Annotated in this window: 19 protein-coding genes and 1 other annotated feature; of the genes, 5 read left to right on the forward strand and 14 right to left on the reverse strand. The window is 54.9% G+C overall.

Annotated features, from left to right (window positions below; genetic code table 11):
• Nucleotides 1-87: 87 nt before the first annotated feature.
• On the reverse strand, nucleotides 88-1,026 hold the full coding sequence (gene ribF / locus M2407_RS18930; protein WP_020825150.1) for a bifunctional riboflavin kinase/FAD synthetase: 939 nt from the start codon (nucleotides 1,024-1,026) through the stop codon (nucleotides 88-90).
• Between the two features lie 390 nt (nucleotides 1,027-1,416).
• Between ribF and rpsT the strand changes: the two genes are divergently transcribed.
• On the forward strand, nucleotides 1,417-1,677 hold the full coding sequence (rpsT, locus tag M2407_RS18935) for a 30S ribosomal protein S20 (protein WP_012005147.1): 261 nt from the start codon (nucleotides 1,417-1,419) through the stop codon (nucleotides 1,675-1,677).
• A 69-nt stretch (nucleotides 1,678-1,746) separates the two neighbouring features.
• Here rpsT and nhaR read toward each other — a convergent pair whose 3' ends face one another.
• The 4 genes from nhaR to dnaK all read right to left on the reverse strand — a co-directional run bounded on the left by nhaR (nucleotide 1,747) and on the right by dnaK (nucleotide 7,393).
• The gene (gene nhaR / locus M2407_RS18940) at nucleotides 1,747-2,646 is read right to left on the reverse strand and encodes a transcriptional activator NhaR (RefSeq protein WP_004950031.1); all 900 of its coding nucleotides are present in this window, start codon (nucleotides 2,644-2,646) and stop codon (nucleotides 1,747-1,749) included.
• A 194-nt stretch (nucleotides 2,647-2,840) separates the two neighbouring features.
• Nucleotides 2,841-4,007 (reverse strand): Na+/H+ antiporter NhaA, encoded by a 1,167-nt coding sequence (nhaA, locus tag M2407_RS18945; protein WP_020825149.1) that lies wholly within the window; start codon nucleotides 4,005-4,007, stop codon nucleotides 2,841-2,843.
• A 235-nt stretch (nucleotides 4,008-4,242) separates the two neighbouring features.
• Nucleotides 4,243-5,373: a molecular chaperone DnaJ gene (dnaJ, locus tag M2407_RS18950; protein WP_020825148.1), complete on the reverse strand. Its 1,131-nt coding sequence runs from the start codon at nucleotides 5,371-5,373 to the stop codon at nucleotides 4,243-4,245.
• Nucleotides 5,374-5,479: 106 nt separating this feature from the next.
• Entirely contained in the window at nucleotides 5,480-7,393 is a 1,914-nt protein-coding gene (gene dnaK, locus M2407_RS18955; protein WP_020825147.1) for a molecular chaperone DnaK, read from the reverse strand.
• Nucleotides 7,394-7,717: 324 nt separating this feature from the next.
• On the opposite strand from dnaK, the gene satP reads away from it, so the two are divergent.
• Nucleotides 7,718-8,317: an acetate uptake transporter gene (satP, locus tag M2407_RS18960; protein ID WP_041415204.1), complete on the forward strand. Its 600-nt coding sequence runs from the start codon at nucleotides 7,718-7,720 to the stop codon at nucleotides 8,315-8,317.
• 51 nt (nucleotides 8,318-8,368) lie between these two features.
• On the opposite strand, the gene M2407_RS18965 is transcribed toward satP, so the two are convergent.
• The 3 genes from M2407_RS18965 to tal all read right to left on the reverse strand — a co-directional run bounded on the left by M2407_RS18965 (nucleotide 8,369) and on the right by tal (nucleotide 11,491).
• On the reverse strand, nucleotides 8,369-9,676 hold the full coding sequence (locus M2407_RS18965; RefSeq protein WP_046374548.1) for an MFS transporter: 1,308 nt from the start codon (nucleotides 9,674-9,676) through the stop codon (nucleotides 8,369-8,371).
• 123 nt (nucleotides 9,677-9,799) lie between these two features.
• Nucleotides 9,800-10,387, reverse strand: a complete 588-nt coding sequence (gene mog, locus M2407_RS18970; protein WP_020825144.1) for a molybdopterin adenylyltransferase — start codon at nucleotides 10,385-10,387, stop codon at nucleotides 9,800-9,802.
• A gap of 150 nt (nucleotides 10,388-10,537) precedes the next feature.
• The gene (gene tal / locus M2407_RS18975; RefSeq protein ID WP_020825143.1) at nucleotides 10,538-11,491 is read right to left on the reverse strand and encodes a transaldolase; all 954 of its coding nucleotides are present in this window, start codon (nucleotides 11,489-11,491) and stop codon (nucleotides 10,538-10,540) included.
• Between the two features lie 381 nt (nucleotides 11,492-11,872).
• Here tal and M2407_RS18980 point away from each other — a divergent pair, with 381 nt between their 5' ends.
• Both M2407_RS18980 and yaaA read left to right on the forward strand, forming a co-directional pair.
• Complete coding sequence (locus tag M2407_RS18980; protein WP_122077097.1) at nucleotides 11,873-13,297, forward strand: sodium:alanine symporter family protein; 1,425 nt, start codon at nucleotides 11,873-11,875, stop codon at nucleotides 13,295-13,297.
• Nucleotides 13,298-13,401: 104 nt separating this feature from the next.
• Nucleotides 13,402-14,175 carry a peroxide stress protein YaaA gene (gene yaaA, locus M2407_RS18985; protein WP_020825141.1) on the forward strand — a complete coding sequence of 258 codons (774 nt, stop codon included), beginning with the start codon at nucleotides 13,402-13,404 and terminating at the stop codon, nucleotides 14,173-14,175.
• Between the two features lie 63 nt (nucleotides 14,176-14,238).
• Here yaaA and thrC read toward each other — a convergent pair whose 3' ends face one another.
• The 5 genes from thrC to M2407_RS19010 all read right to left on the reverse strand — a co-directional run bounded on the left by thrC (nucleotide 14,239) and on the right by M2407_RS19010 (nucleotide 19,972).
• Complete coding sequence (thrC, locus tag M2407_RS18990) at nucleotides 14,239-15,528, reverse strand: threonine synthase (RefSeq protein WP_020825140.1); 1,290 nt, start codon at nucleotides 15,526-15,528, stop codon at nucleotides 14,239-14,241.
• A gap of 3 nt (nucleotides 15,529-15,531) precedes the next feature.
• Nucleotides 15,532-16,461, reverse strand: coding sequence for a homoserine kinase (thrB, locus tag M2407_RS18995; protein WP_020825139.1), 930 nt, complete (start codon nucleotides 16,459-16,461; stop codon nucleotides 15,532-15,534).
• 1 nt (nucleotide 16,462) lies between these two features.
• On the reverse strand, nucleotides 16,463-18,922 hold the full coding sequence (gene thrA / locus M2407_RS19000) for a bifunctional aspartate kinase/homoserine dehydrogenase I (RefSeq protein WP_122077094.1): 2,460 nt from the start codon (nucleotides 18,920-18,922) through the stop codon (nucleotides 16,463-16,465).
• A 25-nt stretch (nucleotides 18,923-18,947) separates the two neighbouring features.
• Nucleotides 18,948-19,066, reverse strand: a sequence feature (Thr leader region).
• On the reverse strand, nucleotides 19,005-19,091 hold the full coding sequence (gene thrL / locus M2407_RS19005; protein ID WP_071592991.1) for a thr operon leader peptide: 87 nt from the start codon (nucleotides 19,089-19,091) through the stop codon (nucleotides 19,005-19,007). (Overlaps the previous feature by 62 nt.)
• Nucleotides 19,092-19,285: 194 nt before the next feature.
• The gene (locus M2407_RS19010; protein WP_020825137.1) at nucleotides 19,286-19,972 is read right to left on the reverse strand and encodes a tRNA/rRNA methyltransferase; all 687 of its coding nucleotides are present in this window, start codon (nucleotides 19,970-19,972) and stop codon (nucleotides 19,286-19,288) included.
• A 633-nt stretch (nucleotides 19,973-20,605) separates the two neighbouring features.
• Here M2407_RS19010 and arcA point away from each other — a divergent pair.
• Entirely contained in the window at nucleotides 20,606-21,322 is a 717-nt protein-coding gene (arcA, locus tag M2407_RS19015) for a two-component system response regulator ArcA (protein WP_004949989.1), read from the forward strand.
• A 44-nt stretch (nucleotides 21,323-21,366) separates the two neighbouring features.
• On the opposite strand, the gene creA is transcribed toward arcA, so the two are convergent.
• Nucleotides 21,367-21,846 carry a protein CreA gene (creA, locus tag M2407_RS19020; protein ID WP_020825136.1) on the reverse strand — a complete coding sequence of 160 codons (480 nt, stop codon included), beginning with the start codon at nucleotides 21,844-21,846 and terminating at the stop codon, nucleotides 21,367-21,369.
• Nucleotides 21,847-22,175: the final 329 nt, after the last annotated feature.

The following is a 22,175-nucleotide window of genomic DNA, read 5'->3' on the forward strand; positions in this document are numbered from 1 at the left end:
TCTTACCCGAATCACTTGCCTGTGCAAGCTCATCGGGGTTCGCGCGGTTGCCGCCACGATGCCACTCGAATTGTTTAGGGTAAACGATTAAACCAGTGTTTTTAACCCGAAAAACTTTCGGGCCGTCACCACATCATTGGCGATTTGCTGCTTCAGGGCATCGAGCGAAGCAAAACGCTGTTCATTGCGCAATTTCGCGCGGAGCACCACGTCTATATGGCGCCCGTAAAGATCCATTGTGACATCCAGCAGGTGGACTTCCAGCTGCTGACGCACACCGGCAACGGTTGGGCGCGTGCCGATATTGGCTACGCCAGGGAGCGGCTCAGGCCCCAGACCATAAACTTCTACCGCATAAACCCCTTTCACCGGGGCAACCAGGCGCTTCAGCGGCAGGTTGGCGGTCGGGAAGCCGATGGTACGACCCAGCTCATCGCCGTGCACCACCCGACCAGAAATGCTGTACGGGTGGCCCAGCAGCGTCTCCGCCTGCGCCAGGTCGTCATCGCGCAGCGCATTGCGGATCGCCGTGCTGCTGATGCGTTGATCGCCCTCGCGGAAGGTCGGCGTGCTGATCACCTCAAAGCCGTATTCCTTCCCGGCTTTTTGCAATAGCGGAAAATCGCCCTGGCGGGTAGCGCCAAAGCGAAAATCATCCCCGACCATCAGGAATTTCACGCCCAGTTTTTCCACCAGCAGGTCGGCGACGAACGCCTGTGCCGTGTTGGCGGCAAAACGCGGATCAAACTTGACGCACAGCAGGTAATCAACCCCCGCCTGCGCCAGGTATTTAGCCTTGTCACGCAAACGCGTGAGACGGGCCGGTGCCTTGTCCGCTGCAAACATTTCCAGCGGCTGCGGCTCAAAGATCATGACCATCACTGGCAGCCCGAGGCGTTGCCCCTCTTGTTTCAGCTGCTCCAGCAACGCTTGGTGACCGCGGTGTACGCCGTCAAAGTTGCCGATGGTGAGCACGCAACCATGGTGGCGTGCCCGGATATTGTGAATGCCGCGAATTAGCTCCATAGCTGGCTCAAAACAGTGGAAATCGCCGGATTATACCTTGTACAGCGGTTAAGGTTAACCCGCGATTGGTGCCTTTATGTAATAGACATACCATACCGGAGATAATCTGCAGGTGAAACGCCCTAACCGCAGTTTATCCGGCGTCATCCGGGTGATTACCGACTGCGGCCAATGGGTTGCGACCACCGTGGCAAATCATTGGTGAATTTTCTCGCGAAAGACTGTATTCCCATGACCGAAGCTGGTAAAATCCTGCGCCATCACAACGTAGCAAGTGCCGCCCGTACAAACGGCGCTTATTTGCACAAATTCATTGACAAACGCAGGCTAAAAGGGCATATTCCTCGGCCTTCGAATTGTCCTCAATAGAATATATTTGGGAGTTGGACCTTGGCTAATATCAAATCAGCTAAGAAGCGCGCCGTACAGTCTGAGAAGCGTCGTAAGCATAACGCTAGCGGCCGCTCAATGATGCGTACCTACATCAAGAAAGTAGAAGCTGCTATCGCCACTGGCGACAAAGAAGCTGCGCAAGCTGCTTACGCTGTAATGAAACCAATCGTGGACCGCAAGGCTGCTAAAGGCCTGATCCACAAAAACAAAGCAGCACGCCATAAGTCAAACCTGTCGGCGCGCATCAACGCTTTGTAATAAGCATCGTGTTGTCTGCTTGAAAAAAAACCGGCTCAGGCCGGTTTTTTTACGTCTGCGCTACCCGGTCTAGTAGGCAAACAGCGCAGAGAAGTCCTTGTTGCACACCCGCTGTACCGCCGGATGCTGGATCATGCGCTCGGCAAAGATGATGTAGTACTCTTCCTGCACGCTATCAATACGTCCAATCTCCACCACGTCATCGTCGTTATAGGTATCTTGCGCATACAGCGTCGGAGCAACGAAGATCGCGTTGTGGTACATGCCAAAGGTTTTCATCAGGGCCGCATCGTCAAACTCGCCCAGGATTTCCACCTGAATGCCTTGGGTGTTAAACCAGTTAAGCAATTTACGTCCCAGCATCGAACGTCGGCCAGGGATCAACAATTTGCGCTGTTCCAGGCAGGCGGGGAACGGCAGGTCCGGCGCCGGCTGACGACAGAAGAAGCTGATGCCGCACTCACCCAGCTTGAGTGAAAACAGCCCTTCCTGCTGGCTGGAATCCACCGGGCAGTCTGACAGGATCATATCGAGCTTATGCTGGCTGAGCTGCTCCAGCAGCATCTCATGCGTCGACTCAAAGCAACGCAGGTGAATTTGCTCATTATCCACCACCACCGCCGTTTCCAGCACCTGGCTCACCAAACGCTTGGACAGCGCATCCGCCACCCCTACGTCGAACAGCAGGTTGGATTCCTTGCGATAGTTGACGATATCCAGCATTTCCTGGCTGAGCATAAACATCTTGTCGGCATAGCGGAACACCAGCTGCCCCAATTCAGAAGGCACCAGCCCACGCCCCTGCCGCTTGAACAGCTTGCCGTCCAAACGCTCTTCCAGCGCTTTGATCTGGCCTGTGATGGTCTGCGGCGTCAGAAACAACGCTTCGGCGGCGCCGACCACAGAACCTTCCTTGCAGACCTGCCAGAAGTAGTAAAGGTGATTAAAGTTGATATGCGACATCCTCACGAGGTGCTCTCCTTAACATTTCATCGCGGCGAACTTTCGACCGTGACGAGCGACTAATGTCCTTTCCCTGTTTCAGACAACCTGTTGCTGCATTCGTCCCAAACAGAACGGCCGAAGCTGCACATATTTTATACTGTGCAGCTCCGACCAGCTATTGTAGTGTGTCCCCGCAAACAGGGGATACCCTAAAGGGGTTATCTGACCCTTGGTAACGACATGCGCAACAGAGCGTACCCGACCACCGCCGCCGTAGTTGACCCAATCAGGATCCCCAGACGCGAATAGGTGCTTAGTACAACATCCGCATCACCAAACGCCAGTGACGCGATGAAAATCGACATGGTGAAACCAATACCACAGAGCACAGAAACGGCAAACACCTGTTTGAAACCAATTCCTTCAGGCAACCTGGCAATCCCCAACTTCACTGCCAACAGGCTAAAGGTGAAGATGCCCAACGGCTTACCGATAAACAGACCCGCCGCGATCCCGACCGGCAATAGCGAGGTCAGCCCGCTCAACGACACGCCCTGTAATGAAACGCCGGCGTTAGCGAAAGCAAACAGCGGCAGGATCATAAAGGCCACCCACGGATGCAGTTCATGCTCTAACGTTTCTGAAGGCGACGGGCCTTTCTTCACGTTCAGCGGGATCATAAAACCGACGATCACCCCGGCAAGCGTTGCATGCACCCCGGATTTGAGGATAGCTACCCACAGCACCAGGCCGACAATCATATAGAGTGAGGTTTTCCCCACCCCGCGCCAGTTCATAAACGCCAGTACCGCAACAGCCGCCGCCGCCACGCCCAGCGCCGCCATCGAGACTTCGTGGGTATAGAACAGCGCGATAATTACGATCACGCCCAGGTCATCAATAATCGCCAGCGCCAGCAGGAACACCTTCAGGCTGGTTGGCACGCGGTTACCCAACAGCGCCATCACCCCGAGGGCAAACGCAATATCGGTCGCCGCCGGGATTGCCCAGCCCTGACGAGTCACCTCGTCCGCGCCGTTGAACATCAGGTAAATCAGCGCCGGTGCCAGCATGCCGCCCAGCGCGGCAATTGCCGGGAAGACTGCCTTGTCGCGCCCGGCCAATGAGCCTTGCATCAGCTCACGCTTAACCTCCAGCCCCACCACCAGGAAAAAGATCGCCATCAGGCCATCGTTAATCCACAGCAGCAGCGGCTTGGCAATCTCGAGTGAAGACACCTTAACCATGACCGGTAAATTGAGGAAAGCGTGATAGATCCCCTGAGCCGGGGTATTGGCCATGATCAACGCAATAATCGCGGCGACTATCAGGATGATACCGCCCGCGGCCTCCTGACGTAAAAACTGACGAATAATGTTGGTCACAATACGTCTCTCCAGATCTGTGCGTAGCACATGGGCCCCGCAGACAAAGTAATGGAACGAGTATAGACGGCGATTTAGCTCGATAAAATACGTTTATAAATGCTTTAAACATCGTTAAAACCGAACAATTAACGATATATATCACATTTTTTATAGGGGTATTGGTGAATAAACGTCAATAAAAAACCCCGGTTTTGACACCGGGGTTATGCAGAACGCTAACGGAGACAGAAGCTTAACGCGTCAGGTCATCAAAAAACTTTTTCACGCCGTCGAAGAAACTTTTCGAACGCGGACTGTTTTTATCACCGGAAGGGCCACCCAGGCTCTCCTCCAGTTCCTTCAGCAATTGCTTCTGCTTGTCGTTCAGGTTAACCGGGGTTTCCACCACTACACGGCACAGCAGGTCGCCCTGGCTACCGCCACGTACCGATTTAACACCCTTGCCGCGCATGCGGAACAGTTTGCCGGTCTGGGTTTCTGTCGGCACTTTCAGCTTCACGCGGCCATCCAGCGTCGGCACTTCGATCTCACCGCCCAATGCTGCCATCGCGAAGTTAATCGGTACTTCACAGTACAGGTTGTTGCCTTCACGCTCGAAGATCGGGTGAGCCTTCACCTGAACCTGAACGTACAGATCGCCAGCAGGTGCGCCGTGTTCGCCTGCTTCACCCTCACCCGCCAGGCGGATGCGGTCACCGGTATCCACGCCAGCCGGGATTTTCACCGACAGCGTTTTGGCTTTCTCTACCCGGCCGTGGCCATGGCAGCTGTTGCAAGGGTCTTTGATGATCTGACCGCGGCCATGGCAATGCGGACAGGCCTGCTGCACGGTAAAGAAGCCCTGGCGCATCTGCACCTGGCCCTGACCGTGACAGGTTGGACAGGTCACCGGCGAGCTGCCTGGCTTCGCGCCGCTGCCGTGACAAACACCACACTCTTCCAGCGTCGGAATGCGGATCTCTTTGGTCACGCCACGAACAGCTTCCTCGAGGGACAGCTCCATGTTGTAGCGCAGATCGGAACCGCGGCTGGCACGTTGACGGCGGCCACCACCGAAGATGTCGCCAAATACGTCGCCAAAGATATCGCTGAAGTCGGCACCGCCGCCGCCAAACCCACCGCCACCGCCCATGCCGCCTTGTTCAAACGCCGCATGGCCGTATTGATCGTAGGCCGCACGCTTTTGATCGTCGGTCAGAACTTCGTACGCTTCCTTGACCTCTTTAAATCTGGCTTCGGCGTCCTGATCCTGGTTGCGGTCAGGATGGTACTTCATCGCCAGGCGTTTATACGCCTTTTTGATCTCACGTTCTTCCGCCGTCTTGGAGACGCCGAGAATCTCGTAATAGTCTTTCTTCGCCATTATTTCTGTAACCCTTAACATGCGTGCACGGGCGTAGAGTTGCCTCGACGCCCGTGCTGGTTTCCGGTAACGGCCTCTCAGCCGTTCCGTGCCCGCTTAAGGGCGATTATTTTTTGTCTTTAACTTCTTCGAACTCAGCGTCAACCACGTCGTCATCTTTCTGCGCCGCGTTGTCAGCACCGGCATCAGCACCTTGCTGAGCCTGCTGCGCCTGGGCCATTTCCAGCAGCTTGCCGGAAACCTGCACCAGAGCCTGGGTCTTAGCTTCGATCTCGGCTTTATCTTCGCCTTTAACCGCAACTTCCAGATCTTTCAGCGCCGCTTCGATAGCCGTTTTGTCTTCCGCCGGCAGTTTGTCGCCCGCTTCTTCCAACTGCTTACGGGTACCGTGGATCAGGTGGTCGGCCTGGTTACGGGTCTGCACCAGCTCTTCGAACTTACGGTCAGCTTCGGCGTTCACTTCAGCATCGCGCACCATTTTCTGGATTTCTTCTTCGTTCAGACCAGAAGAAGCCTTGATGGTGATCTTCTGCTCACGGCCGGTATTCTTGTCTTTGGCAGACACGTGCAGAATACCGTCGGCGTCGATGTCGAAGGTCACTTCGATTTGCGCCATACCGCGTGGAGCCGCCTGGATGCCGTCCAGATTGAACTGGCCCAGTGACTTGTTATCGTTAGCGCGTTTACGCTCACCCTGCAGCACGTGGATGGTTACCGCAGACTGGTTGTCTTCAGCGGTAGAGAACACCTGGCTGTGCTTGGTCGGGATGGTGGTGTTTTTGGTGATCAGCGGAGTCATCACGCTGCCCATGGTTTCGATACCCAGCGACAGCGGGGTAACGTCCAGCAGCAGAACGTCCTTCACATCACCGGCCAACACGCCGCCCTGTACCGCAGCACCCACCGCAACGGCTTCGTCCGGGTTAACGTCTTTACGTGGTTCTTTACCGAAGAAGTCAGCGACTTTCTTCTGAACCATTGGCATACGGGTCTGGCCGCCCACCAGGATCACGTCCTGAATGTCGGAAACCGACAGGCCTGCGTCTTTCAGAGCGACTTTCAGCGGCTCGATAGAACGCGCAACCAGATCTTCTACCAGCGACTCGAGTTTTGCACGGGTCACTTTGATGTTCATGTGTTTTGGGCCGCTCGCATCTGCAGTAATGTACGGCAGGTTTACGTCGGTCTGCTGAGCGGAAGACAGTTCAATCTTCGCTTTCTCAGCGGCTTCTTTCAGACGCTGCATCGCCAACGGATCGTTGCGCAGGTCGAAACCTTGTTCTTTCTTGAACTCTTCCACCAGATAGTTGATCAGGCGGCTGTCGAAGTCTTCACCACCCAGGTGGGTATCACCGTTGGTTGCCAGAACTTCGAAGGTTTTTTCGCCGTCAACTTCGTCGATTTCGATAATAGAGATATCGAAAGTACCGCCACCCAGGTCATAAACCGCGATGGTACGGTTGCCAACTTCTTTGTCCAGGCCGTAAGCCAGGGCCGCAGCGGTCGGTTCGTTGATGATACGTTTTACTTCCAGACCTGCGATACGGCCGGCGTCTTTGGTCGCCTGACGCTGTGCGTCGTTGAAGTATGCAGGTACGGTGATAACTGCTTCAGTTACCGGTTCACCCAGGTAATCTTCCGCCGTTTTCTTCATTTTCTTCAGCACTTCTGCAGAGATCTGCGGTGGTGCCACACGCTGGCCTTTCACTTCTACCCATGCGTCGCCGTTATCAGCAGCCACAATTTTGTACGGCATGATGTCTTTATCACGCTGTGCTTCTTCATCCTGGAAGCGACGGCCAATCAGGCGCTTGATCGCAAACAGGGTGTTTTGTGGGTTAGTAACAGCCTGACGCTTAGCAGGCTGGCCAACCAGAATTTCACCATCCTGGGTATATGCGATGATCGAAGGTGTAGTACGATCGCCTTCGCTGTTCTCCAGCACGCGCGCTTTACCACCATCCATAATTGCTACACAAGAGTTGGTAGTACCCAGGTCGATACCAATGATTTTGCCCATCTAAACGTCTCCACTAATAAATTCATATTCGGTCAGGTTGCTAACCTATATGCGGGCGAATTTTTGCTTTTCAACTGCCCGACATTTCAGACTTACCCGCGGTCAGCAACTGCGGTTGCAAATAAGATGGGGCCATACAATCCAGCATCAAGGGGCAGGGCAAAAAAAAATTCGTTTTTATCGTCACTCAGATCATTGTTTCCTGTTCTGGGGATCATTATGATGCCGCGCGCTCTGATGGAAGTTATAGGTTTTTCGGCCATTCAGACCATTTATGAATTTACCTATCCATTTTCGTTAAAATTCTGTTATCGCAGAGGACATATGCACACCAACAAGTTGGCGAATCCCGGCCCTCTCGGCCTGATGGGCTTCGGGATGACCACCGTCTTGCTGAACCTGCACAACGCGGGCTTTTTCCCATTGAACTCTTCCATCATCAGCATGGGGATTTTCTTCGGTGGACTGGCCCAGATTATGGCTGGCCTGCTGGAATACAAGAAAGGCAATACCTTCGGCATGACGGCCTTTATCTCTTACGGCAGCTTCTGGCTGAGCCTGGTCGGGCTGCTGCTGCTGCCACGCCTGGGCCTGGCTGAACCGACCGACGCCAGCGTGCTGGGGATCTATCTGGCACTGTGGGGCGTCTTCACCCTGTTCATGTTCTTCGGCACTCTGCGCGCCAACCGCGTGCTGCAGTTCGTGTTCGGCAGCCTGACGCTGCTGTTCGCCCTGCTGGCCGTCGGTAACATCACCGGCAACCCTGCGCTGCTGAAATTTGCCGGCTACGAAGGCATCATCTGCGGTGCCAGCGCCATCTACCTGGCTATGGCGGAAGTGCTCAACGAGCAGTTTGGCCGTACGGTGCTGCCGATTGGCGAACCCAGCGTCAACAATGTAGAACCTATCCGGGCAGTGGCATAAGCGTCATTGACCTGAAATGAAAAGCCCTGCGGTTGATTGCAGGGCTTTTTTTTAGCTGTAAGAACCGGCGCGTTGCGCCTTGGTTTCGCTGTTCAGATCGCGATGGAGGTAAATCCCCAGCAGCAGTCCTATCCCCGACAACGCCAATACGTAGTAAGCGGGTGCTAACGGGGTTAACTTCATGATCAACGTCACAAATATTGGGGTTAAACCCCCAAAAATAGCGTATGCGACATTATATGAGAACGAAATACCGGTAAATCGCACTTCCGCCGGGAAAGCCCGCACCATCACATAGGGTACAGCGCCCACCACGCCCACGCTGAAGCCTACCAGCGCATAGCAGGCGAACAGCATTTCCGGGTGTTCTCCCACCGTCCGATAAAATAGCCAACTGCAGCCGGCCAACAGCAAACTGCCAACGATAAAGGTCTTGCTGGCACCGAAGCGATCCGCCGCCAAACCGGCGGTAATGCAGCCGGCAATCAGCATGATGGTGGCAATGCTGTTCGCCTGCAGCGACAGCGCCGGGGCAATGCCAAATTGCTTTTGCAAGTAAGTCGGGGTCATCAGGATCACCACCACGATACCGGCGGACAGCAGCCAGGTCAGCAGCATCGACACCACCACTTCCTTGCGATGGTTAAGCACCACGGATTTCAGCGGCAGCTCCTCCGCCAGGGCTTTGCGCGCCTGCATCTCGATGAAAATTGGCGTTTCCTGCAACCAGCGGCGCAGGTACATCGCCACCAGGCCGAAAATGCCGCCCAGCAGGAAAGGAATGCGCCAGCCCCCCTCGGCGATGGTCTGTTGGCTGAGCGTAGTGTTGATCACCGTCGCCACCAACGAGCCCAGCAAGATACCGACCGTCAGACCGGCGGTCAGGGTACCGCAGGCAAAACCAATGCGGCGGCGCGGCACGTGTTCGGCAACAAACACCCAGGCCCCCGGCACTTCACCACCAATCGCTGCACCCTGCAGCACGCGCATCAGCAGCAGCAAGAGCGGCGCGGCAATACCTATGCTGGCGTAGGTCGGTAATAGGCCCATGCCCAGCGTCGGTAGCGCCATCAGCAGAATGCTCAGGCTGAACATCTTCTTACGGCCGACCAAATCGCCGAAGTGTGCCATGACGATGCCGCCCAACGGGCGGGCCAGGTAACCGGCGGCAAAGATGCCGAAGGTTTGCACCTGACGCAGCCATTCAGGCATATCCGCCGGGAAGAAGAGTTCGCCCATCACCGCAGCAAAGAAGACGAAAATGATGAAGTCGTAGAACTCCAGCGCTCCGCCCAGGGCAGCTAATGTCAGAGTTTTGTAGTCTTGCCGGTTTAACCGGCGATTATTATCGTGAGGCATAGGGTACCGTCAGAGGAGACTGTTAAAATAAAAGCCAGCGGCTTCTGTAAACGAATCCTTACTATAACGGCAAAATATTTTCACACCAGAACGCTTGGGGCTTATCTCACATAACGCTGAAATTTAGAGGTTTATCTCGCGACGCGCATTCTTCGGCCTAAATGCTGCTACCACTTCAGCCTGAGTTTCCACATAAGGCCCCTCGAGCAACTGAATGCAGTACGGCACGCTGGCGAAGATACCATGCACCACCACCTTGCCCTGTTCGTCCTTGACCCCTTCCAGCGTTTCCTTGATTGACTTCGGTTGTCCCGGCAGGTTGATGATCAGCGCCTGCTTGCGGATCGCCCCCACCTGGCGTGAAAGAATTGCCGTTGGCACATAGTGTAGGCTGATTTGACGCATTTGCTCGCCGAAGCCAGGCATCACGCGATCGGCGATCGCCAGCGTGGCGTCTGGGGTCACGTCACGTCGCGCCGGCCCGGTACCGCCGGTCGTCAGCACCAGATGGCAGCCCATTTCATCCACCAGCTCACACAGGGTTTGCTCGATTAACGTTTGCTCATCGGGGATCAGGCGGGTTTCCAGTTTGAACGGCGTGGCCAGCGCGTCGGTCAGCCACGCTTCCAAAGCCGGTATGCCTTTGTCCTGGTAAACGCCGCCGGAAGCGCGGTCAGAAACTGAAACCAAACCAATACGTAATATGTCCATGCGTAACCTCTACAGCCTAATGGGGTTCGAGCGGGTTCGCTTCCCGCCCTGTTATTCATCCCGAGAGTATAAGGTGTCTGCCCGCGCCGGGGATCTGCGGGCATAAAAAAAGGCGGCCTAAGCCACCTTTTTCTGCGCTGACTGCCTGAATTACAGCAGATCGGCGATCATTTTTTCCAGCTTGCCCTGGTCTACGGCAAACTTGCGGATACCGTCGGTCAGTTTCTCAACCGCCATTGGATCCTGGTTGTGCTGCCAGTAGAACTCAGGCTCGGTCAGCGCCGCAGGACGCGCTTTCACTTCGCCGGTGTAAGCCAGTTTACGCTCCAGGGAACCTTCGCTCTCTGCCAGCTCTTTCAGCAGTGCAGGGGCGATGGTCAGACGGTCACAGCCAGCCAGTTCGATGATTTCACCGACGTTACGGAAGCTGGCGCCCATCACCACGGTTTTGTAACCGTGCTCTTTGTAATACTGGTAGATCTCGGTAACGGAAACCACACCTGGATCTTCGTTTGGCGCGAACTCTTTCTTGTCGCCGTTGGCTTTGTACCAGTCGAGGATACGACCAACAAACGGAGAGATCAGGTACACGCCAGCTTCGGCACAGGCACGCGCCTGAGCGAAGGAGAACAGCAGCGTCAGGTTACAGTTGATGCCTTCTTTCTCCAACTGCTCTGCCGCGCGGATGCCCTGCCAGGTAGAAGCCAGTTTGATCAGGATGCGGTCGTTACTGATGCCGGCATCGTTGTACAGCTTGATCAGGCGCTTGGCCTTGGCAACGCTGGCCACGGTATCGTAGGACAGACGTGCGTCCACTTCGGTAGAGATACGGCCAGGAACCAGCTTAAGGATTTCCAGACCGATGTTGACGGCCAGCTTGTCGGCGGCGTCGGCGATCTGCTGTTCGCGATCGCTGCTCTGCTCACGCGCCCAGGCAATGGCTTCGTCAATCAGTTTGCGGTATTCAGGAATTTGGGCTGCATTGAGGATCAGCGAAGGGTTGGTTGTAGCATCTTGCGGTTGATACAGCTTCATTGCCGCGATATCGCCCGTATCTGCAACCACGGTAGTGAGTTGGCGCAGGGAAGTTAATTTATCGGTCATGTTGGCATTATCTCATCGTTTGTGCATGAACTTTTGGCATCGTTCAACCATGCCCTGCCCTGATAATAACATGCGCAAGGCCCGGTGCAAGGCTGGAAAATCGCGGCCCGGCGGCGCTGGTTTTATCCTTGAGCGAGCAACCGTTTACGCTCGTATCTTTCGTCATTCCCGAGCTGAAGAAAAGGCAATAACGTGCTATCGATTGAATAAATTATGTTAAATTCGCGAAAATTGATGCAATAGGGCCAGTGATCTGAGAAAAATCTCAATTGCTCAGAACCCGACTGGTTTCAGCTAAGCTCTTGTAAAAATTCAATCAATATATCTTCACCCGCGGTGGATGCGGCGCGGTGCACAAAAAATAACAACAAGGAGGGATCCGTGACGGACCTGATGAATTTTATAAATAATATTTTGTGGGGTTCGGTACTGATTTATTTACTGCTTGGCGCAGGCATTTATTTTACCCTGCGTACCCGCTTTATCCAGGTCCGCCATTTCAGCCATATGTTCTCGGTGCTCAAGCACAGCAACAAAAGCGACAGCGCAGGCATCTCCTCTTTTCAAGCTTTATGCACCACTCTTGCCGCGCGCGTCGGGACCGGTAATCTGACCGGCGTGGCTATTGCCCTTACCGCCGGTGGCCCGGGGGCCATCTTCTGGATGTGGGTGGTGGCGTTCATCGGCATGGCCACTTCCTTTGTCGAAAGCAGCCTGGCGCAGCTCTACAAAACCAAAGACGATCAGGGTAACTTCCGCGGCGGGCCAGCTTACTATATGGAAAAAGGGCTGGGCATGCGCTGGATGGGCGTACTGTTCTCCATCTTCCTGATCGTAGCCTTCGGATTAGTGTTCAATGCCGTGCAGGCCAATTCCATTGCCCAGGCCTCCGCCGTTGCCTTCAACGTGAAGCCTCTGTATATCGGTATCGGTCTGGTCGTACTGAGCGGTCTGGTCATCTTCGGCGGTATCCGCTCGGTTGCCCGCGTGGCTGAATGGGTGGTGCCACTGATGGCTGCGGCTTATCTACTGCTGGCATTCTGGGTGATTGGCCAGAATATCGAGCATATGCCGGCAATCTTGTCGCTGGTGTTCAAGAGCGCCTTCGGGCTGCAGGAAGCGGCGGCAGGTGCCGTCGGCTATGGTATTTCGCAGGCAATGACCCAGGGCGTTCAGCGTGGCCTGTTTTCCAACGAGGCCGGTATGGGTTCCGCGCCCAACGCGGCGGCTTCCGCCTCCCCTTACCCGCCGCACCCTGCGTCTCAGGGCTACGTGCAGATGCTCGGTGTCTTTATCGATACCATCGTGATTTGCAGCGCGACCGCCGCGATCATCCTGTCGTCCGGCGTACTGGATCAGCCGGTAGCCAATGTCAGCGGTATCGACATGACTCAGCGAGCCTTGTCCGCCGCCGTCGGCAGTTGGGGATCTCCCTTTGTTGCCATTGCCATTTTCTTTTTCGCCTTTACCTCGATCATCGCCAACTATGCCTACGCCGAAAGTAATCTGGTGTTCCTCGAGCGCAACCACCCGGCCGGCCTGCTGGTTTTCCGCTGCGCCGCACTGGGCATGGTGATGTTTGGTGCGCTGGCTGAATTGCCGGTTGTCTGGAAAATGGCTGACACCTCAATGGCGTTAATGGCCATCACCAACCTGACGGCGATCCTGCTACTGTCAAAAGTGGCGCTGAAACTGGCCGACGATTATCACCGCCAGCGTACGCTGGGCAAATTGCCGACTTTCGACGCCAACCGCTTCCCTGAACTGAAATCTCAGTTGGAACCCGGCGTGTGGGATAAAAACTGAGTTTTACGGGCGCGTCTGGCTCGCGCCCTGCCTATCAGACCCATTGACCCTTTTTCCCGCGCTTTTTGCTACAGTACCCCTTCTTGGATAAACAGGATCTGGCCATGCTCGTTATTATTTCACCTGCAAAAACCCTTGATTACGAAAGCCCATTGGCGACAGAACGCTTCACTCAGCCGGAACTGCTGGACAAGTCGAAGCAGCTGATCAAAATCTGCCGCGAGCTGACGCCGGTACAAATCTCCAAACTGATGGGCATCAGCGACAAACTGGCCGGGTTGAACGCCGCTCGCTTTGGCGACTGGCAGCCAAAGTTCACCCCAGACAATGCTCGCCAGGCCCTGCTGGCTTTCAAAGGCGACGTCTATACCGGTTTGCACGCACAGGACTTCAGCGAGGGCGATTTTGACTTTGCCCAGCAGCATCTGCGCATGCTGTCCGGGCTGTACGGCGTGCTGCGCCCGCTCGATCTGATGATGCCTTACCGTCTGGAGATGGGCATCAAACTGGAGAACGCCAAGGGCAAGGATTTGTACAGCTTCTGGGGCGAGCAGATCACCAAAAAGCTTAACGAAGCGCTGGAGCAACAGGGCGACGACGTGGTGGTCAACCTGGCTTCCGACGAATACTTCAAATCGGTGAAGCCGGCCAAACTGCACGGCACGCTGATTAAACCGGTGTTCCTCGACGAGAAGAACGGCAAATACAAAGTGATCAGCTTCTACGCCAAGAAGGCGCGTGGATTGATGAGCCGCTATATCATCAAGAATCGCCTGACGCAGCGCGAACAACTGCTTGGTTTCAACCTGGAAGGTTACGCCTTCGATGAAGCCGACTCCAAAGGCAACGAACTGGTGTTCAAACGCCCCGAGCAGTAATCCGCCACGCCCATAAAAAAAGCCGTCGCAATGACGGCTTTTCGCTTTATGCCTCCAGCGGGATCAGGCAGGCAAGGCCATCAGGAACTTACGCAGTTCGCCAAAGCTGGCCGGCAGATTGTGGGACAACAGCGGCAAATCGGCGCGCAGCGCCAGTGCCTTCGGCAGCGGCAGCTCCTGACCGAGAATTTCCTCTACGCTCTCTTTGAACTTGGCTGGATGCGCAGTACCGAGGAACAAGCCAAACTCCCCTTCCTTCAATTGGTCACGCAACGCGCGATAAGCGATTGCCGCATGCGGCTCAGAAAGGTAGCCCAGTTGCGCCAGCTCACGCATGCTGTCCTTGGTGGTTTCGTCACTCACCGTTGCGTGCCCCAGTTCTTTCAACTGCCAGATCTTGCGACGGAACAGCTCTTCTACGCGCGGCCAGTTATTCGGCTGGCTGACGTCCATCGCATTCGACAACGTTGCCACCGTGGCGTGTGGCTGCCACTGACCATTCGTCAGGAAGCGCGGCACAGTATCGTTGGCATTGGTCGCGGCGATAAAACGCTTCACCGGCAGTCCCAGTGATTTGGCCAACAAGCCGGCGGTCAGATCGCCGAAGTTACCGCTGGGTACCGAAATCACCAGTTGATTACGTGCTTCCTGCGGCAGTTGCGCTACCGCTTCGAAGTAGTAGCAAATCTGCGCCAGCAGGCGGCTGATATTGATCGAGTTGGCCGAGTTCAGGTGCAGCGCTTCTTTCAGCTCCTGATCGTCAAACGCCTGCTTGACCAGGGCCTGGCAGGCATCGAAGTCGCCATCAATCGCCACGGTGTGAATGTTGCCGCCCAGGGTGCAGAACAGTTTTTCCTGCAGCGGGCTGATTTTGCCCTGCGGGTAAAGGATCACCACGCGAACATTCTTCAGGCCGTAGAAAGCATGTGCCACCGCCGCGCCGGTATCGCCGGAAGTCGCCGTCAGGATAGTCACCGGCTGATCGCCTGCCACTTCCGCCAGCATTTGCGCCATAAAGCGGCCGCCGAAGTCTTTAAAGGCCAGCGTCGGGCCGTGGAACAGCTCCAGGCACGCGATGTCGTCTTCCACTTGCGCCACCGGTGCCGGGAATTCAAAGGCCGCCGCTACGCGCTTATGCAGAGCCTCTTCGGAAACTTCATCGCCAATAAACGCCGACAGAATGCGGCTGCTGCGGGTGACAAAATCCTGCTCCAGCAGATGATCGATTTCGGTCAATTCAAATTCCGGCAGTTCCAGCGGGAAAAACAGCCCTTGCTGTTTGCCCAGGCCTTGTTTGATCGCCTGCGCGAAGCTGACCTGCTCGTTGTGATCCTTAAGGTTGTACAGTTTCATGCGTTATCCCAGTAGTCGTGCGCCTGCGGTATCCAGACGGCAAATATGAACAAAACCTTCGTCGTTTTGCAGATAGTGATTAGTCAGCCAATCGGCCATGCGTTGAGCCGTAGCGCCATCATCACAGACGGCGAACAGCGTCGGGCCGGAGCCGGAAATACCGCAAGCCAGCGCACCTATATCCTGCGCAGCTTTACGCGCATCGGCAAAGCCCGGCAGCAGGCGGGTGCGGTACGGCTCGGCAATCACGTCCTGCATCAGTTTGGCGGCCAAACGCGGCTGTTGGGTGTGGCAGGCATGAATAAAGCCCGCCAGATAGCGACCGTGACTGACACAGTCCTGACGACGATACTGCGCGGGTAAAATCGCGCGCGCTTCGGCGGTGGACACCTTGATGCCCGGATAGGCCATCACCCACAGCCAGTCTTTAAAGCATGGCACTTCCTGGCTGATGAAGCCTTCTTCTTCCAGCATCAGTTGCAAGCCGCCAAGGTAGCAAGGCGCCACGTTGTCGTAATGCACGCTGCCGGAGATGCGGCCTTCCAGCTCGCCCATCAGGCTCAGCAGGGTCATTTTATCCAGCGGACGGTTGCAGAATTCATTCATCGCCATCAGCCCGGCAACCACCGAGCAGGCGCTGGAACCCAATCCTGAACCGATCGGCATGTTTTTCTCCAGCCGCATCGCCACCGGGATCTCACGGCCGATCTCCTGACAGAAACGCTGCCAGCACTGATAAACGATATTCTCTTTTGGATCGTCCGGCAGTTTGCTGACGAAGCGACCGGCGTTCTGAAGGCTGAACGTGGCGGCAGCCTCGACGCTGACGCAGTCGCCCAGCAAGGTACCGTCGATCGGTGACACCGCTGCACCCAGAACGTCAAAGCCGACGCTTACGTTGCCAATTGAGGCCGGCGCATACACCTTAACCATATTAAACTCCCAACTTCCATGACAGTGTGCGCAACAGATCGGCGAAGACCCCTGCTGCAGTCACATCGTTACCGGCACCGTAGCCACGCAGTACCAACGGCAACGGCTGATAGTAACGGCTGTAGAAAGCCAAGGCGTTCTCGCCGTTCTTCACTTTATACAACGGATCGTTGCCATCTACCGCATCTATGCGAACCTGACAGCGGCCATTTTCAATGACGCCGACGTAGCGCAGCACCTTGCCCTGCTCAGCGGCGTTGGCCACATTGCGAGCATACTCTTTATCCAGTTCCGGCAGGCGCGCCATAAAGGTTTCCACATCCCCGGAGGCGTCAAAGGAAGGCGGCAGCGCCGACTCGACCTCAATATCTTCCAGTTCCAGTTTGTACCCCGCTTCACGGGCCAGGATCAGCAGCTTGCGGGCCACGTCCATACCGGAAAGGTCGTCACGTGGATCCGGCTCGGTATACCCTTTAGCCTTGGCCTCCAGGGTCGCCGCCGACAGCGACATGCCCTCGTCCAGTTTGCCGAAAATAAACGACAGCGAACCGGACAGGATGCCGGAGAAACGCGTCAGCTCATCACCGGCGTTCAGCAGGTTTTGCAGGTTTTCGATCACCGGCAAGCCCGCGCCGACGTTGGTGTCATACAGAAACTTGCGGCGCGAACCGGCCGCGGCGGTGCGCAACTGTTGGTAGTAGTTCATCGACGAGGTGTTGGCCTTTTTATTCGGCGTCACCACGTGGAATCCATCCGCCAGGAAGTCCGCGTATTGATCGGCAACGGCCTGGCTGGAGGTGCAGTCGACAATCACCGGGTTCAGCAGGTGGTACTCCTTCACCAAACGAATCAAACGCCCCAGGTTGAACGGCTCTTGCGCGCCGGCCAGCTCATCACGCCAGCTTTCAAGCTGAATGCCGTGAATGTTGGTCAACATGGCACGCGAATTGGCAATGCCGCACACCCGCAGATCGATATGCTTTTGTTTCAGCCAAGGTTGCTGACGGTAAATCTGCTCGATCAACGCGCCGCCCACGCCACCAACGCCGATGACAAACACTTCAATCACCTGATCGGTATTGAACAACATCTGATGGCAAACGCGCACCCCGGTGGTCGCGGAATCATTGCTGACCACCACCGAGATGGAGCGTTCAGAAGAGCCCTGAGCAATAGCGACAATGTTGATATTGGCGCGAGCCAGCGCAGAGAAGAAGCTGGCCGAAATGCCGCGCAGGGTACGCATGCCGTCGCCGACCACCGAGATGATCGCCAACTGTTCCATTACGTCCAGCGGCTCCAGCAGACCGTCTTTCAATTCAAGATAGAACTCGTCTTCCAGCGCCCGACGCGCACGTTGCAGTTCGCTCTGCGGCACGCAGAAACTGATGCTGTATTCAGAGGACGACTGGGTGATCAGCACCACAGAGATGCCGGCGCGCGACATTACGGCAAATACCCGCGCCGCCATGCCGACCATGCCTTTCATCCCCGGACCGGAGACGTTGATCATCGCCATATTGTTCAGGTTGGTGATGCCCTTCACCGGCGTATCAGAATCCAGATTTTCGCCGCCAATCAGCGTGCCTGGTGCCTGTGGATTAGCGGTGTTTTTGATCAGGCAGGGGATTTGGAACTGAGCGATGGGGGCAATGGTGCGGGGGTGGAGAACGCTGGCGCCGAAATAGGAAAGCTCCATGGCTTCCTGGTACGACATCGATTTCAACAGCCTGGCATCCGGCACGGTGCGTGGGTCACAGGTATAAACGCCGTCAACGTCGGTCCAGATCTCGCAACAGTCGGCGCGCAAACAGGCAGCCAGCACCGCGGCAGAGTAGTCGGAACCGTTACGGCCCAGCACCACCAATTCGCCCTTGTCGTTGCCGGCGGTGAAACCGGCCATCAGCACAATGTGATCCGCCGGGATGGCCGATGCGGCGATACGCAATGTGGATTCTGCGATATCTACCGTGGACTCCAGGTAATGCCCCTGCGCCAGCAGTTTCTCAACCGGGTTAATCACCGTGACCGGGAAACCTTTGGCACGAAACACCCCTTCCATGATGGCAATGGAGAGCTTCTCGCCGCGGCAGATAATGGCCGCATTCACGCTGTCCGGGCACTGTCCAAGCAACGCAACGCCATGCAGCACCTGCTTGAGCTGGGCGAACTCCTGATCGACAAACGTCTTGAGGCGATCGTACTCAAAGCCGGGCAACGCCTGCGCCAGCCCGCTCAGCAGGTCGGCGAAGATGCGCTCTGCATCGCTCATATTTGGCAGAATGTCTTGCCCCGCTACCGTTTTTTCAATCATTGCCACCAGGTGGTTAGTGATTTTAGCCGGAGCGGACAAGACCGTGGCCACCTGTCCCTGACGTGCATTACTTTCCATGATGTCGGCAACGCGCAGAAAACGTTCTGCATTCGCTACCGAGGTTCCGCCAAATTTCAGCACTCGCATTTCTTGTCTCTCCCGAATTTAAGCCGAAAAAAAAGCCCGCACTGGTTAGGTGCGGGCTTTTTTCTTTTGTTTCCTGTACGCGTCAGCCCGCCCCGTTACCTGTGGTATCGGTGGTGGTAATAATTGTTGTGTTCAGGCTGATGTTTCGCATTTTGTCTGTCTGTCTCATTAAATACTCTGTCCCCTCTATTGGTTAAAGCAATCGCTATCCCAAGTCAAATTATTTCTTGTTTTTGCTTATTTATCGTCCAGCAGGCTAACCGGGCGATGCGAGAGATGAAAAGCCAGATGACAGAACAAAAAGACAGGCAGGCGGCAAATTTGCAGTGGATCACACTGCAAAATTAGCCATGTTTACGGGTATCACTTTGTCAGTTTTTTTTCGATATCGTGCAACAAAGTATGCAGCATCGCCGTGTCCCGCTGTTGCAGAACACCAAGGCGTTGATGCAGCCAGTCGCGCAATTTTTGATCGTCGCTGACCTCCAGCGCCGCCAGTAATCCCTCGGCGCGCTGACGTAATGCCTTGAGTTGACCCTCGTTGGCTACCGGCTCTTGTGGCGCACTGACGTTCATCAGCTCTGACAGTTGATAACAGTACACCATCACCGCCTGACCGAGATTGAGCGAAGGGTAATCCGCCTGCATAGGTACGCCGGTCAGCAAATCCGCCAGTTCCAGCTCCTCATTGGTCAGGCCGGAATCTTCACGGCCAAACACCAACGCCGCCTGGTTCACCCACTGGCTGCGCTCACTCAGTTGGCCTAACAGCTGCTGCGGCGTACAGTAATAATGAAAACGCGCCCGGCTGCGGGCCGTGGTGGCCACGGTGAAGTCTACGTCCGCCAGTGCCTGTTCCAGCGTGGCAAAAGTTTGCACGCCGTCGAGGATATCCCCCGCCCCATGAGCAACCCAACGCGCTGCCGGCTGCAGGTGCGCTTCGCTGTCGACAATGCGCAACGAAGTAAAACCCATGGTTTTCATTGCCCGCGCCGCAGCGCCGACGTTTTCCGGCCGTGCCGGAGCCACTAAAACAATATGCAGCTGCATCAATACTCCACTGAATAAGGGATCGCAGGTTTTTGACTGTTCAGGATACTCTGATTATATTTACAAGTGTGCAACAATAATCCCGCGCACCACGATAGACAGGGGTAAATGCGCTATTGGCCTTATAAATGGCACGGAATACATATTATTACTTCTTATGATTTACTACTCTTATTAATCAAGGTGTTAATATAACTGCTTTATCAATAAGCCGTTAATTCTACCTCATTAGGCACAACAATGCTGAATCGTACACAGAATTTATGGTTCTGTGACTTAAGCTGGCATTTCTGTAAGTGTTTTTCACAAAACTGTTAACGTGCTACAATTGAATTTGATATATGTCAACAAAGCTTAGTTTTGTTGGGTGATGAATTCGGTACGCACTGTTATATTGCTGTTAATAGGGTTAGGATATGCGCCGTTTTGGCACCTTTGGGGATGTAAGGAATAGCACCCCCACCAAGCTAGCGATCTTGTTGACATGAGATGGAAAGTGCATCAAGAACGAGTTTACGTACTGTAGTCATTTGGTAAGAGGGAACGTGAGCGCTAATCTCTGCCCTCCGCTAAGAAAACAAAGACTTCTGTACTTCCTATTTTCTATTTTGTTGGCAATTTTAGGTAGCAAATATGCAGACCCCGCACATTCTGATTGTCGAAGACGAGTTAGTCACTCGTAACACCCTGAAGAGCATTTTCGAGGCGGAAGGCTACGTTGTTCATGAAGCCAATGATGGTGCAGAGATGCACAACATCCTGTCTGAAAATGATATCAATCTGGTTATCATGGACATCAATCTGCCAGGCAAAAATGGCCTGCTGCTGGCGCGTGAACTGCGCGAACAGGCCAGCGTTGCGCTGATGTTCCTGACCGGCCGTGATAACGAAGTTGATAAGATCCTCGGATTGGAAATCGGCGCTGATGACTATATCACCAAGCCATTTAATCCACGTGAACTGACCATTCGCGCACGCAACCTGCTGTCCCGCACCATGAACCTGGGCAGCGTCGGCGAAGAACGCCGTCTGGTTGAAAGCTATAAGTTCAACGGTTGGGAGCTGGACATCAACAGCCGCTCACTGATCAGCCCAGCGGGCGAGCAATACAAATTGCCGCGCAGTGAATTCCGCGCCATGCTGCACTTCTGCGAAAACCCGGGCAAGATCCAATCCCGTGGCGAACTGCTGAAGAAGATGACCGGTCGCGAGCTGAAACCGCATGACCGCACCGTGGACGTGACCATTCGTCGCATCCGCAAGCACTTCGAATCCACGCCGGACACGCCTGAAATCATCGCTACCATTCACGGTGAAGGCTACCGTTTCTGCGGCGATCTGGAAGAGTAAGTCTCGCGTTAAAATAGTTGGGGTTCAGTTGAACCCCAAGTCTCTTATTTTGCCTCACCCCAAGGGATGATCGGCACCGCGCTCAACGCGTTCTTCGGTGAACCATCCACCACACGGTCTGAATAGCTAAGATAAATCAACGCATTACGAGCTGAATCGTAGAAGCGTACCACCTGCAGCTTCTTGAACACCAGCGACGTTCGTTTCTGGAACACCACCGTCCCTTCAGCCTTGCCGTTTTTGATTTTATCGTTCAGCGCAATCGGCCCGACCTGCTGGCAAGAAATGGCCGCATCCGCAGTATCCTCCGCCAATCCCAGCCCGCCTTTAATGCCACCGGTTTTGGCTCGGCTGATATAACAAGTTACATTTTTAACATCAGGATCGTCGAATGCTTCCACCACGATTTTGTGGTCCGGACCGAAGAGTTTGAATACCGTATCCACCGACCCAACCTGTTCTGCCTGCGCGCTGTTTACCGTTGCGCAAACTAAACCAAACAAAAATATCCATCCTTTTTTCATTCACTTAACTCCAATAACCTGGGCGCTGAAAATAGCCGCAGGCAATTAATATTGTTTATGTTTCAGGTCACAGAATAGGGGTTTTTCCGGTCTGCACCGGTCTTTTTAGCACAGAGCGTGAAAAAAATCTTTGAGAGTCTCGGAGGAAAAAAATTGCTATTATGCGGCGTCGTTATTTCTTTGCGCCCTTTAAGGTGTGCCCCTGTCCAACTCCCGCACAACCCGCTGCGAGAGGCAAAGAGTGCTACGCAAAATGGCTCATGGATTGGTCTGATAGCGCAAGCACCAGCGTGACGAATAAACAGTTCGGGTCCCGACCCTAAAGCTCT

It is taken from the genome of Serratia sp. BIGb0234 (genome assembly GCF_024809915.1).
Lineage (GTDB): Bacteria > Pseudomonadota > Gammaproteobacteria > Enterobacterales > Enterobacteriaceae > Serratia > Serratia liquefaciens.